The following is a 12,832-nucleotide window of genomic DNA, read 5'->3' as shown; positions in this document are numbered from 1 at the left end:
ACCACGCGAAACGGGCGGTGTGCATGAGGGTCTGGGGAGCGACGGGGCGGTCGCGGGTGGCTGTGGTGGCGCTGGTGGCTGGGTTCACACTGGCCGCGTGCAGCAGTACACCGTCGGGTGAATCGCCGTCGCAGGGTGGTGCTCCTGGGGGTTCGCAGCAGAGCGCCGCGCCCGCGCCGGAGCCGAAGCCGGCCGTGGTGACGCTGACCCCGGCGCAGGGTGCGGCGAACGTGGCGCCCGGCGAGCCGGTCACGGTGGCCGTGGCCGACGGCAAGGTGGGCGAGGTCAAGCTGACCGGTGCCGACGGCAAGGTCGTCGCGGGCAAGCCGAAGGAAGACGGTTCGGGCTGGGAGTCGGCGGAGCCGCTCGGCTACGGCAAGACCTATACCGTCACCGCGGCCGCGACCGGCACCGACGGCAAGCCGGTCACCTCGACCTCGACGTTCTCCACGGCCAAGCCCGGCCGTCAGATCGGCGTCTCGATCAACCTGGTCGAAGGGGAGACGGTCGGCGTCGGCCTGCCGTTGATCTTCACCTTCACCGGCAACGTGCCGGACAAGGCGGCGACCGAGAAGATGCTGAAGATCGTCACCGAGCCGCAGGCCGAGGGCGCGTTCCACTGGTTCGGCGAGAAGACCGTGATGTGGCGGCCCAAGGAGTACTTCAAGCCGGGCACGAAGATCTCGGTCAACGCGGCGATCTACGGCAAGAACCTCGGCAACAACACCTTCGGCCGCGAGGACAAGCCCGCCAAGGTGGTCGTCGGCGACAAGCTGGTCGCGACCGCGGACGGCGGCACGCACCAGATGAAGGTCGTGGTGAACGACCAAGAGGTCAAGCAGATGCCGATCTCGATGGGCAAGCCGTCGAGCAGCACCCCGGCCGGGACCTACACGGTGATGAGCGAGCACAACGGGTACACGATGGACTCCAGCACGTACGGCGTCCCGACGGACAGCAAGGCCGGCTACCGGACGTTCGTGAAGTACGCGGTGCGGATGTCGAACAGCGGCATCTTCTACCACTCGGCGCCGTGGTCGGTCGGTTCCCAGGGCAAGCGGAACGTGAGCCACGGCTGCATCAACCTGTCGACCGAGAACGCGAAGTGGCTGATGGACACTTCGAAGAAGGGCGACATCATCACGGTCACCAACTCGGGCCCGCAGGTGCTGGAGCCGACCGACGGCTGGTCGGTGTGGCAGATGTCGTGGGACGACTGGAAGACCGGCGGCGACCGGAACTGACTCGTAGCCCATGAGGGGTCTCGTTAGGACGTCCTAACGAGACCCCTCATGGCGTTTCCAGGGGCCCGTAGTGGTGTTCCCACTGCACTTCGCCGCTGGTCTTGTAGCGGCACTTCTGGGTGCCGGTGTCCCAGATCTTCGCTGGATCGCGTAGACACCGCTGGTACTCGAGTTCGGCGAGGTACTTCTGAGACTGGGACTTGGTGCAGTTCGGGTAGCCGGGCTCGCAGCGCCACGGTGACTTCTTGGCCGAAGTGGCCGAAGGCTTGGGTGGGCTCACCGTCACGGTCACCGGCGGCGGTACCGAAGTGGACGGCGTCGCGGTCACGGTCGTGACCGGGGTCGACGTGATCGCCGGTACGGGCACTTGGCTCGGTGGAGACGTCGTGCAGGCGCCGGCCGCCACGAAGACTCCCAAGACCAGCCAGCGTCTCATGGCACCCTCCGCGCGAGTTACTTCCTGAACTCGCGCGAGGGCCACGCCGCGTTACCGATACCCGGAAAAAGCGAAACCCCAGCCTGCCGGAAGAACCGGCCGAACTGGGGTTGATGGGGTGAGCGACGGGTTTCGAACCCGCGACCTCCTGGACCACAACCAGGTGCTCTACCAGCTGAGCTACGCCCACCATCGCCGGGCTCGGGGAACTCCCCATCACCTCGGCCGCACTATATTAGCGTGCCCCTTTTCGGGGGCTCGCAACGGGTTACCCTTGGTGGCGTTCCTGCACTTCAGCGGCCGCGGCCTTGGCTTGTTCGGTGGTCGGGCCGGGCTGCGGGACGAAGGCGGCGCGACGGTAGTAGTCGAGCTCCCCGATCGATTCCTTGATGTCGGCGAGCGCGCGGTGCGCGAGGCCCTTCTCGGGCTTGGCGTAGTAGATCCGCGGGTACCAGCGGCGGACGAGTTCCTTCACCGACGAGACGTCGACCATGCGGTAGTGCAGGTGCGCGTCGAGCAGCGGCATGTCCCGGGTGATGAAGCCGCGGTCGGTGGCGATGGAGTTGCCGGCGAGCGGGGCGACATTGGCCTCGGGCACGTGCGCGCGGACGTACTCGAGCACGCGCTGCTCGGCTTCTTCCATGGTCACGGTGGAGCGCCGGACCTCTTCGGTGAGGCCGGAGCGGGCGTGCATTTCGCGGACGACCTCCGGCATGCCGTCGAGGGCTTCGTCGTCGGCGTGGATGACGATGTCGACGCCTTCGCCGAGGACGTTGAGCTCGGCGTCGGTCACCAGCGCGGCTATTTCGATCAACGCGTCCTTGCCGAGGTCGAGCCCCGTCATCTCGCAGTCGATCCAGACTAGGCGGTCGTTCACCCCGAAACCCTAACCCGACCCGGGGATTCGTGGCGCGCGACGTGCGGGTTCGGCGCGTTGCTGGCACCGTGTGCATCCTCAGGTGAGTCATGTCACAGATCGGGGAGCGACAGTGGCCGAACAGGGTCCAGCCCAGGAGATCGCGCAGGGATACGTGAGCGAGGGGGCGGCGGTCGAGCTCGGCGCCGTCGTGATCGATGGCAAGGCCGACGCCGGCGCGGCGGTCCGCTTGCCGCTCGCGACGCTGAACCGGCACGGGCTGGTCGCGGGCGCGACCGGTACCGGCAAGACGAAGACCCTGCAGCTGATCGCCGAACAGCTGTCGGCCGCGGGGGTGCCCGTGGTGCTGGCGGATGTGAAGGGCGACCTGTCCGGGCTCGCCGCGCAGGGCGAGAGCAACGACAAGATCGCCAAACGCGCGGAAGAACTGGGCGACTCCTGGGAGCCCGCCGCGTTCCCGGTGCAGTTCCTGTCGCTCGGCACGGGCGGCAAGGGGTCGCCGATCCGGGCGACGATCACCAGTTTCGGCCCGATCCTGCTGTCGAAGGTGCTGGGGCTCAACGAAACCCAGGAGTCGACGCTCGGACTGATCTTCCACTGGGCCGATCAGCGCGGGCTGGCGCTGCTGGACACGAAGGACCTCCGGTCGGTCATCACGCACCTGACGAGTGACGAGGGCAAGGAGGACCTCAAGGGCATCGGCGGCGTCTCGGCCGCGACGGCCGGGGTGATCCTCCGCGCGCTGTCCAATCTGGAGGCTCAGGGCGGTGAGGACTTCTTCGGCGAGCCCGAGCTGGACGTCCACGATCTGATGCGCGAGGCCGACGGCAAGGCCATGGTGACCTTGCTGGAGCTGGACAACCTCCAGTCGAAGCCGGCGCTGTTCTCGACCTTCCTCATGTGGCTCCTGGCCGAGTTGTTCGAGGAGCTGCCCGAAGAAGGTGACCTCGACAAGCCGAAGCTGGTGTTCTTCTTCGACGAGGCGCACCTGTTGTTCAACGACGCGTCGAAGGCGTTCCTGGAGCGCATCGAGCAGACCGTGAAGCTGATCCGGTCGAAGGGTGTCGGCGTCTTCTTCTGCACGCAGCTCCCGACGGACATCCCGAACAACGTCCTGTCCCAGCTGGGTGCGCGGGTGCAGCACGCGTTGCGCGCGTTCACGCCCGAGGATCAGGCGGCGCTGACGAAGACGGTGAAGACGTATCCGAAGACGAAGCACTACGAGCTGGACTCGGCGCTGACGTCGCTCGGTATCGGCGAAGCGATCGTCACCGTCCTTTCCGAGCGGGGCGCGCCGACACCGGTCGCGTGGACGCGCCTTCGCGCGCCGCGTTCGAAGATGGGTTCCATCGGCGCCGAAGCCATCTCCGCGGCGACGACGTCTTCGGACCTGCACGCTAAGTACGCCGAGACGATCGATCGTGAGTCGGCCTACGAGATGCTCGCCGCGAAGGTGGCCGCGCCGCCCGCCGGCGAGGCGCCGCCGCCCGCGGCCCCCGCTCCGAAGCCGGAGAAGGAAAGCCCCGGCATGGTCGAGCAGGCGATGAAGAACCCGGCGGTGAAGTCGTTCCTCCGCTCGGCGGCGAGCGCGCTGGGGCGGGAAATCACCCGCGGCCTGTTCGGTAACCGGAGGCGGTGAGGAATACCTGACGCGATCTGTCAGGTATGTCCGGCAGGCTCGGCGGCATGACCAACACCGCGACAGCGTCGTTCACCGTGGACGGCTGGGATCCGCAAGCCACCGAGAAGACCGAAGGCACCGAGTTCTCCCGGGTGCTGCTGACCAAGACGTTCACGGGCGACGTCGAGGGGGCCAGCGCCGTGGAGATGCTGACGGCGGTGAACGAGACGTCGTCGGCGTACGTCGCCTTCGAGCGGCTGGCCGTCACCGTCGACGGGCGCAAGGGTGGCTTCGTCCTGCATCACTCGGCGGGGGAGAACGGGCATCACCTGATCGTCTTGCCGGGCTCCGGTCACGGTGACCTGGCGGGTATCACCGGAACGGCGGAGATCGTCAAGGACGACGAAGGCAACCACACCTTCACGCTCACTTACGAACTCTGAAAGTCCGTGAAGGCCTCCTGTCGAAGGAGGCCTTCACGGACAGTGCCTGCTGGGCCGCCCCCTGACAGCGGTCCAGACGGCCGGATCAGCCGACGATCTGCTCGACGATCTTCTTCGCGTCGTTGATGGGGATCGCGAAACCGATGCCGATGCTGCCGGTCGAGGCCGGGTTGTACAGCGCGGAATTGATGCCGATGACGTTCCCCTGCGCGTCCACCAGCGCCCCGCCCGAGTTGCCCTGGTTGATCGGGGCGTCGGTCTGGATCGCGGTGTAGCTCGGACCGGCTTCGTTCGTGGTCCTGCTGTAGGGCGAGCGCCGCTCCTGACCACTGCTCAGCTCGTCGAGCTTGCGGTTCAGCGCGCTCACGATCCCGGTGGTCACGGTGTTCTGCAGCCCACCGGGCGAGCCGATCGCGACGACCTGCTGGCCGACGGCGAGCTTGCTGGAATCGCCCAGCGAAGCCGGGGTCAGCCCACTCGCGTCCTTCGCCTGGAGCACGGCGATATCGGCCTTCGTGTCGGCGCCGACCACGCTGGCCTTGTACTGCTTGCCGTCCGACAACGTGACGGTCACGTCGCCCTCGGCGTCGGCGACCACGTGGGCGTTGGTGAGGATGCGCCCGTCCGCCGTCAGGATGACGCCGGAGCCGACCGCCTCACCCTGCGCGGTGGTCACGTTCACCTGGACGACACTCGGCGTCACCTTCGCGGCGACCCCGCTGACGTCACCCGAAGTGTTGTTCCCGACCAGTTGCCCGTTGGCGACCGCGGACGAACCCGTGCCCGACGCCGACGACGTGGAGCCGAGCCCCGAGATCGCCGCTCCGCCGACACCACCGACGAGCGCGGCGGCGAGCGCCGTCGCGCTGACGAGGACGGCGACCCGGCCGCCCTTCTTGCGTGGTGGCGGGGTGACGAGCGGATTCGGCACGGCCTGCCAAGGGGTGTAACCGGGGTACTGCTGCTGGTGCGGCGGCTGGTGCCCACCGGTTGAGGCGGGGCCTGGCCGACTCTCGTTCTCGGTCATGGAACAAGATTCGCGCCCGTACTTGTGAACCGCCTGTGGAATCCCCCTGTGCTTTCCTGAGAAGAATCACCTGAGAAAACTCAGCCGAAGAACGTCGGCACGTCCAATGCTCCGCCCGACGCCTCGAACTCCTCGTGCACCGCGGCGCGGAGCTTCGCGTCGGCCAGGTAGTCGACGGCGGTCAGCGCCAGCCCCAGCGCGCCGTCGACGACCGCGCGATCGCCGTCCGGTGAACCGGCCGCGGCCGCGAACTCCTTGGTGTGCAAGGCGGTCGTCGGTCCGGCGATGGCGATCATCGGGTGGATCGCGGGCATCCGGTAGGAGAGGTTGCCGAGATCGGTCGAGCCGGTGAGGAATTCGGGCACGATCCCCGGCGGCAGCGGTTTGCGGCCGGCGTCGACCTGGTGCACCGACCAGCGTCCGGCGAGGGTGGTGTTGAACCGGATCGGCAGATACGCGGGCTGGGCGTCCCATTTCAGTTCGACTCCACAGCCGGTCATTTCCGCCGCACCGCGCGCGATCGCCGAAACCCGCTCGGCGAGGTCGCGCAGCGTGTCCGGCTGCGCGGAGCGGAGGTAGAACAGCAGGGCCGCGCGTTCGGGGACGACGTTCGGCCGCGCGCCGCCGTCGGTGAAGACGCCGTGGACGCGGTCGCTGGAGGGCAGATGCTGCCGAAGCGCGGCGACTCCCTGGTACGCGGCGACGGCGGCGTCGAGCGCGTTGCGTCCCATGAACGGCTGAGCCGAGGCGTGCGCGCCGACACCGTGGAACACCATTTCCAGCTGCCGCCTGCCGAGGAACGGGTGCATGGCGATGTCGTGGCTGAACGGGTGCAGCATGAGCACGGCGTCGACGTCGTCGAAAACGCCCGCACGGGCCATCGTCTCCTTGCCGCCACCGCCTTCCTCCGCCGGCGTGCCGATCAGCGACACCCGGCCGCCCAGCCGTTCGGCGACCGCCGCCGCGCCGAGGAAACCGCCCGCACCCGCGGTGCAGATGACGTTGTGACCGCAGCCGTGGCCTAGCCCGGGAAGGGCGTCGTATTCGGAGAGGACCGCGATATGCGGGCCGCTGCCGGGGGTGGTCGCGACCAGGGCGGTGTCGAGCCCGCCCGCGCCGATCGTCACCTCGTGGCCGTGCCGCTCGAGCAGGTCGCCGAGCGCCCGGACCGAGCGGTGCTCGGCGAAACCCTCTTCCGGATGAGCGTGCAGGTCCTGGCTCAGCGCCACCAATTCCGCTTCCAGTGCGCGGATCTCGGTGCCGACGGCGTCTCGCGTCGCGGCGTTCGCGCCGTCGTGGGGCGAACCGAGGGGTTCGGCCGCGGCGACGGCGTCCGCGGTCGCGTCGACCAGCGAGCGGAGGTAGCTGTCGTCGGGCGGAATCGGCGAAGCGTGCTCAGAGCGGATCATTTCCGGATGTTAACTCCTAGCTCGCCCGTGACGATCTGCGTGACACCGGAGTACCGCTCGCCGACGTGGTCGAAGCCGCGCCGGGACAGCTTCGCCCCGATCTCGCCGCGGTCGAACATCCGCTGCCCGCTCAGCCTGCCGAGGACGGTGTCCGCCAGCCGCATCGGCTGATCGCTGTGCCGGGCACTGGTCAGCACCACCAGCGAGCCGCCGGGTTTCAGCACCCGGGCGAACGAATCCAGTGCCGCGTCCGGATCGGCGAACATGTGCAGCGCGGCGAAACAGCAGACGGCGTCCACAGTGGAATCGTCGAGCGGCAGGTCGACGGCGTCGGCGCGCAGATAGGTCACCGAAGGGGGATTGGGCGCGGCGAGGGCCTTCTCCAGCATGGAGACCGAGCCGTCGAGCCCGATGGACAACCCGTCCGGCCCGACCGCTTCGCCGAAGGCACGGGTGAACCTGCCGGTGCCGCAGGCGACGTCCAGCGCGACCTGCCCGGGGCGCAGGCCGAGCGCTTCGAGCGCGATCCGGACCTCGCCTGCCATGCTCGGGCCGTTCAGTCCTTTCGCGACCCTGCCCAATGTCGGACGCCAGTACCGCTCGTAGATCATCGGCACGGCGGAGGTGCGCATCAGCCGCTGTGCGAGTCCGGTCGGGGGGCCCGCTTGCGGGATTTCCCCCAGTAGGTCAAGGAAATCCTTGCGGTCGGCGGCGGGCGTGGTGCCCGGCCGCAGGAGGCTCCTCAGACGTTCGCGATGGTCCGGCATGGCTGCTCCCTTCACGGTCCTCACCGCCAGAATCTGCCATGACCGGCCCGTTCGCGACATTCCCGCCGCCGCGACCCGAAACTGTCGGTGGCCGTCTCTAACGTCGGAGGGAGTCGCCGTTCCCCAGCCGAAGGAGCCCGAAATGACCGGCTCGATCCTGCAGCACACCGCCTCGACCACGCTTCGCATCCCGGTGCGCGGCCCGTTCGACCTCGACAAGTCCATCCGCTTCCTGACCGATTTCCCGCCCGCGTGCCGCGCGGACGCCGCCGCCGAACCCGGCACCCTGCGCTTCGCCTTTCCCGCCGAGGCGGGCTGGGAGCACGTCGGTGCGGCCGTCAGACAGAGATCGCCCGGTTCGATCGAGGTGGAGGTCTTCGCCGAGGAAGGCCTCGCCGTCGAAGTCGGCGCCCAGGTCCGGCGGATCCTGTCGGTGGACGTCGACGGCGTCGGCTTCGCCAAGGTCGGCACGGCGGATCCCGTGGTGCGCCGCCTCCAGCAGGCGCACCCCGGGCTGAGGCCGGTGCTGTTCCATTCGCCCTATGAAGCGGCCTGCTGGGCGATCCTGAGCCACCGGGCGGGGATGTCCCAGGCGGCCACGGTGAAACGACGGCTCGCCGAGGAGTTCGGCAGGCCGGTGGACGTCGGCGGGAAGGTCCTCAGGTCGTTCCCCGCGCCGGACGTCCTGGCCGGGCCGGAGGCCGGGCGGGCGCTGCCGGAGGTGAAGGCCGAGCGGTTGCGCGCGGTGGCCAACGCCGCCAAGGACGGTCTGCTCGACGCCGCGTACCTGCGTGCGATGCCGGTGCCGGACGCGTTGCGCTGGTTGCAGCGCTTGCCGGGGATCGGCCCGTTCTCGGCGCAGCTGATCCTGATCCGGGGCGCCGGGCACCCGGACGTCTTCCCCAGTGGCGAGCCCCGGTTGCAGGAGGCCATGCGGGTCGCGTACGACCTGCCGCTGGCGCCACCCGAGGAGCTGGAAGAGCTGTCCGCGGTGTGGCGGCCCTTCCGCAGTTGGGTGGCTTTCGCCCTGCGCAACGACGGGGAGTTTCGCACGCGCGGGATCGGAGGTTCGATGACCGCCTGACACGGGACATATCCGGCTTGTGGTGAGCTGACGAGGTGAGCTCGTCTCCCGCCGAAACGGTTTCCGACATCGCCCAGTCCACCCCTCCCGGCACGATCACCCTGGTCACCGGTGGCCTCGCGCTGCTCGTGGTGCTTTCGGGCAGGCCTTGGCGGATCGCCCGCAACCTGATCACCCTCGTCCACGAGGCGGGTCACGCGCTGGCGGCGGTGCTGGTCGGGCGCCGCCTGCAGGGCATCAAGCTGCACTCGGACACCTCCGGCGTCACGGTCTCCCGTGGCAAACCGGAGGGCCCGGGGATGGCGTTCACCGCGCTGGCCGGGTACCCGGCGGCGGCGGTGCTCGGGCTGGTCTTCGCGGGGCTGCTCTCGTCGGACCTGATCACCGTCGTGCTGATCACGATGGCGCTGATGCTGCTGGGCGTGCTGGTGATGGTGCGCAACACCTACGGCGTGTTCACCGTGGTCGCCAGCTCGGTGGTGCTCGGGCTGGTCGCGCTGGTGGCGCCCTCGTGGTTCCAGGCGATCTTCGTCTACCTGCTGACCTGGTTCCTGTTGTTCGGTGGTGTCCGGCCGGTGGTCGAGCTGCAGATCAAGCGGCGCCGGGGAGCGGCGCGGGATTCCGACGCCGATCAGCTCGGCAGGCTCACCGGGATGCCCGCGGTGCTGTGGGTGCTGGTGATGGCCGTGCTGACGGTGAGCTGTCTCTTCGCGGGCGGGTTGTGGCTGCTGGAGCCGACCGTCGCCTGACCGGGGCGGTACGGCAGACTGATGGCTCGTTCCGCGCGGAAGGAGTCAGCAGATGGACGAGGTCGCCAAGGCCGTCGAGGAATGCGCTCGATCGGCGAAACGGGCCGCGCCGTCACTCGCCGCCGCGACCGCGGAGGCGATCGACGCCGCGCTGAACGCCATGGCGGACAAGCTGGCCGAGCACGCCGACGTCGTGCTCGAAGCGAACCAGGCCGACATCGCCAAAGCGCGCGAGGACGGCATGAGCGCGGGCCTGCTCGACAGGCTCACCATCACGCCCGAGCGGCTGACCGGGATGGCCGAACAGCTCCGTCTCCTGGCGGGTGCGCCGCATCAGGAGCGGTCCGTCGACGTGTCCACTTTGGACGGAGGCCTGCGGCTGGTGGAACGCCGCCGCCCGGTCGGCGTGATCGGCGCGAACTACGAGGCGCGCCCGAACGTCACGGTGGACGTCGCCTCGCAGCTGGTGAAGTCGCGCAACGGCGGCGTGCTCCGCACGGGTTCCGCCGCGCTCGGCTCGGCGCAGCGCCTGCGCGAGACCGTCATCGCGCCCGCGCTCTCCGAGGCGGGTATCGATCCGGACGTCATCCAGCTGGTGCCGCGCGCCGAACGCGAAGCGGCTTCCGCGCTGGTCCGGTTCCCCGCACTCGTGCCGCTGGTCATCCTGCGCGGCAGCGGTGACAGCACCCGGGCACTGGCCACCGAGGCGGCCGTCCACGGCGTCCGCACGCTGGCGCACGCCGATGGCGGCGGCGTGCTCTACGTCGACGAGGCTGCCGACACCGACAAGGTGCGCGACCTGGTCTTCAACAGTCTCGACCGGCTCGGCGTCTGCAACCGGCTGAATCTGCTGCTGATCCACGAGAGCGCGCACGATCGCGTCTGGCCCGCCATCTCCGGCGCGCTGGCCGAGCGGGGCGTCACCCCGTCGCTCGCGCCGCACGAGCACGCCATCGGCTACGAATGGGCGCTCGACTCCGACCGCGAAGCGACCGTCACCGTCGCGAAGGTCTCCGGCCTGCCCGAAGCGGCGGAGATCGCCAACGAACGGACCTCGGGTCTGGCCGCCGGCATCGCGACCGAAAGCAGCGAAGCGGCCGACGCGTTCTTCGACGCGTACACCGGCACCGGTGTCTTCTGGAACGCCCCGACCCGGCTGCTCGACGGCTTCAAGCTCCTCGCCGTCCCCGAGACCGGCATCAACCTGGACAAGGTCCCCGGTCCGCGCGGCCCGGTCACGTACACCGATCTCTACGTGCGGCAGTACGCCGTGCTGCCCGCCTGACGGGCCTCGCTCCCTGGACTGAACCGGGAGTTCGCGTGACCGGGCGGACGGCACACGTGATCAGATGGACGACACGCGTGACTGGACGGACGACACGCGTCGGCGGCCGGGTCTGCCGAGAGCCGTCCGCCTGATCACGCGTGTCGTCCATCTGATCACGCGTGCCGTCCCTCCAGTCACGCGAAATCGCCCGATCACAGGTCAGCTCCACCTCGAATCGCCACTCACGACCGGCTCGCTCGCGGAAGTGATAGCAAAGGTCCCTTGCTCTCCCCGGCAGGGGATCAGCGCCGCCGCCGCTTCGGCCGAGGCCGGGGCGGCAACGAGTCCGCGGTGGCGTCCTCGACTTCCTCTGGAGCGGGCGCAGGGTCCGGAGCGCTCCCAGGCGTGAGCCCCAGCATCTCCGCGGCGAGCTGCTGCGAAGACGCGAACATGCCCGAAGGCCGGTCCCGCGCCCGGCGGAGCGACGAAGGCCGCAGCCGGCTGTAGCCCCGCACCGAAACCGGCCGCCGCGAGCGAACCTCGTACTGCGGGAAGCCTGAAAGCTCGGCCGCGAGTTCCTTGTCGACCAGGATGGTGCCCGGCCGCGCGGTCGAGGTGAGGCGGGCGGCGAGGTTCACGACCGAGCCGTAGACGTCGCCGAACCGGCTGAGGATCCGGCCCGAAGCCAGCCCGGCGCGCACGGAGGGCAGGGTCTCGTCGGCGTCGGCGCGTTCGGACAGGGCGAGGGCGATCTCGGCCCCGTCGACGGCGGAGTCGGCGACGAACAGGACCTCGTCGCCGATCATCTTCACGATCCGCCCGTGGTGGTCGGCGACCACCTCGGTGGCGACGGATTCGAACCGGTCGAGGATGTCGGTCAGCTCTTCTTCGCCGACCTGCCTGGTCAGCCGGGTGTAGCCGACCATGTCGACGAAGCCGACCACTTCGGTCCTCGCTTCGAGGTCTTCCTCCGGCATGGCCAGCGCCCGGCCGGCGTAGGCGGCCAGGTGGCGACGCCAGACGAACTCCTGCACCTTCTCCAGCTCGGGCAGCAGCCGCTCGACGAGCCGCCCGATCTGGCGTTCGCTCGTGCCGATCTCCTTGTTCTCGGTGATCATCGTCCACAGCATGTGGACCTGCCATTCCGCGAGCCGCGAAAGGTGCTGGCCCAGCGCACGCGTCACGGCCAGTTCGATGCTCGGGTCGATCAGCCCCGAGTTCATCAGCTGATCGGCCGTGCGGATCGCTTCGATGTCGGCGTCGGTGAAGACGACCTCGTCGTCGTCGACCGTCGCGAAGCCCAGCGCACGCCAAAGCCGCCGAGAGCGTTCTTCGGGAACGCCTGCCTTCTCGGCGACTTCGAGCCGGGTGTACTTGCGCCTTCCACCGAGCAGGATCCGTTCGAGGCGCTGTTGCAGCGCGTCGGGCGAGATCTCGCCGGGTTCGGGCATCAGGTGGTGTGGACGATGAGCACGTCCACCCCGGACTTCCGCGCGACCTCGGACGGCACGGAGCCGAGGATGCGGCCCGCGAGCGTGTTCAGCCCGCGGTTGCCGACCACCAGCAGGTCCGCGGAGCGCTCGGCGACGACCTTGCGCAGCGAGTCGACCGGGTCGCCCACGACCGCGGCGGTCTCGATGGTCTTCGCGCCGGCCTTCGCCGCCCGGTCGCGGGCGGACAGGAGGGTGTCCTCGGCGGGCGCCGAGCCGACGACCTGGTACGCCTCGTCGCCGAGGACGTCCTGCGCCTTTTCCACGTCGCCCTTGTTGGCGGGGTAGTAGGCGCACACGATGACCAGGGTCGCTCCGGAGTCCCCGGCGACACCCGCCGCCCGGTCGACCGCGGCGAACGAGGAATCCGATCCGTCCGTGCCCACGACCACGGTCCGATATGCAGCCATCCGCAACC

Annotated in this window: 13 protein-coding genes and 1 tRNA gene; 6 read left to right on the top strand and 8 right to left on the bottom strand. The window is 69.3% G+C overall.

All coding sequences use genetic code 11. The features are described from left to right. The first annotated feature begins 23 nt into the window (after positions 1-23). Positions 24-1,244, top strand: coding sequence for a L,D-transpeptidase (locus H4W30_RS13170; RefSeq protein ID WP_192743104.1), 1,221 nt, complete (start codon positions 24-26; stop codon positions 1,242-1,244). A gap of 46 nt (positions 1,245-1,290) precedes the next feature. Here the strand turns inward: H4W30_RS13170 and H4W30_RS13165 are convergent, their stop codons facing one another. From H4W30_RS13165 to orn, 3 genes are all read right to left on the bottom strand, one after another. Next, complete coding sequence (locus H4W30_RS13165; RefSeq protein ID WP_192743103.1) at positions 1,291-1,680, bottom strand: hypothetical protein; 390 nt, start codon at positions 1,678-1,680, stop codon at positions 1,291-1,293. Between the two features lie 114 nt (positions 1,681-1,794). Continuing rightward, positions 1,795-1,870, bottom strand: a tRNA-His gene (locus tag H4W30_RS13160). Between the two features lie 78 nt (positions 1,871-1,948). Continuing rightward, positions 1,949-2,557: an oligoribonuclease gene (gene orn / locus H4W30_RS13155; protein ID WP_126732813.1), complete on the bottom strand. Its 609-nt coding sequence runs from the start codon at positions 2,555-2,557 to the stop codon at positions 1,949-1,951. 112 nt (positions 2,558-2,669) lie between these two features. On the opposite strand from orn, the gene H4W30_RS13150 reads away from it, so the two are divergent. Together H4W30_RS13150 and H4W30_RS13145 are read left to right on the top strand one after the other, a co-directional pair. Next, entirely contained in the window at positions 2,670-4,196 is a 1,527-nt protein-coding gene (locus tag H4W30_RS13150; RefSeq protein WP_192743102.1) for a helicase HerA-like domain-containing protein, read from the top strand. 47 nt (positions 4,197-4,243) lie between these two features. Continuing rightward, positions 4,244-4,621, top strand: a complete 378-nt coding sequence (locus H4W30_RS13145) for a DUF3224 domain-containing protein (RefSeq protein WP_192743101.1) — start codon at positions 4,244-4,246, stop codon at positions 4,619-4,621. A gap of 85 nt (positions 4,622-4,706) precedes the next feature. Here the strand turns inward: H4W30_RS13145 and H4W30_RS13140 are convergent, their stop codons facing one another. The 3 genes from H4W30_RS13140 to H4W30_RS13130 all read right to left on the bottom strand — a co-directional run bounded on the left by H4W30_RS13140 (position 4,707) and on the right by H4W30_RS13130 (position 7,824). Further along, positions 4,707-5,648, bottom strand: coding sequence for a S1C family serine protease (locus H4W30_RS13140; protein WP_192743100.1), 942 nt, complete (start codon positions 5,646-5,648; stop codon positions 4,707-4,709). A gap of 80 nt (positions 5,649-5,728) precedes the next feature. Further along, positions 5,729-7,057 carry a M20 family metallopeptidase gene (locus tag H4W30_RS13135; protein ID WP_192743099.1) on the bottom strand — a complete coding sequence of 443 codons (1,329 nt, stop codon included), beginning with the start codon at positions 7,055-7,057 and terminating at the stop codon, positions 5,729-5,731. Continuing rightward, positions 7,054-7,824, bottom strand: a complete 771-nt coding sequence (locus tag H4W30_RS13130; RefSeq protein ID WP_192743098.1) for a class I SAM-dependent methyltransferase — start codon at positions 7,822-7,824, stop codon at positions 7,054-7,056. The genes H4W30_RS13135 and H4W30_RS13130 overlap by 4 nt, the downstream gene beginning before the upstream one ends. 142 nt (positions 7,825-7,966) lie before the next feature. Between H4W30_RS13130 and H4W30_RS13125 the strand changes: the two genes are divergently transcribed. The 3 genes from H4W30_RS13125 to H4W30_RS13115 are packed head-to-tail and all read left to right on the top strand — an operon-like array spanning position 7,967 to position 10,942. Next, a complete protein-coding gene (locus tag H4W30_RS13125) occupies positions 7,967-8,908 on the top strand; it encodes a DNA-3-methyladenine glycosylase family protein (protein WP_192743097.1) in 942 nt (313 codons plus the stop codon). A 35-nt stretch (positions 8,909-8,943) separates the two neighbouring features. Next, the gene (locus H4W30_RS13120; RefSeq protein ID WP_126732820.1) at positions 8,944-9,657 is read left to right on the top strand and encodes a M50 family metallopeptidase; all 714 of its coding nucleotides are present in this window, start codon (positions 8,944-8,946) and stop codon (positions 9,655-9,657) included. 52 nt (positions 9,658-9,709) lie between these two features. Beyond that, positions 9,710-10,942: an aldehyde dehydrogenase family protein gene (locus tag H4W30_RS13115; RefSeq protein ID WP_192743096.1), complete on the top strand. Its 1,233-nt coding sequence runs from the start codon at positions 9,710-9,712 to the stop codon at positions 10,940-10,942. A 284-nt stretch (positions 10,943-11,226) separates the two neighbouring features. Here H4W30_RS13115 and H4W30_RS13110 read toward each other — a convergent pair whose 3' ends face one another. Together H4W30_RS13110 and H4W30_RS13105 are read right to left on the bottom strand one after the other, a co-directional pair. Further along, positions 11,227-12,375, bottom strand: a complete 1,149-nt coding sequence (locus tag H4W30_RS13110; RefSeq protein ID WP_192743095.1) for an adenylate/guanylate cyclase domain-containing protein — start codon at positions 12,373-12,375, stop codon at positions 11,227-11,229. After that, positions 12,375-12,824 (bottom strand): universal stress protein, encoded by a 450-nt coding sequence (locus tag H4W30_RS13105; RefSeq protein WP_007031721.1) that lies wholly within the window; start codon positions 12,822-12,824, stop codon positions 12,375-12,377. Before H4W30_RS13105 ends, H4W30_RS13110 begins: the two co-directional genes overlap by 1 nt. Positions 12,825-12,832: the final 8 nt, after the last annotated feature.

Source organism: Amycolatopsis roodepoortensis (assembly GCF_014873915.1).
In the GTDB taxonomy this organism is placed as follows: domain Bacteria; phylum Actinomycetota; class Actinomycetes; order Mycobacteriales; family Pseudonocardiaceae; genus Amycolatopsis; species Amycolatopsis roodepoortensis.
This window is presented reverse-complemented; position numbering and strand designations above follow the sequence as displayed.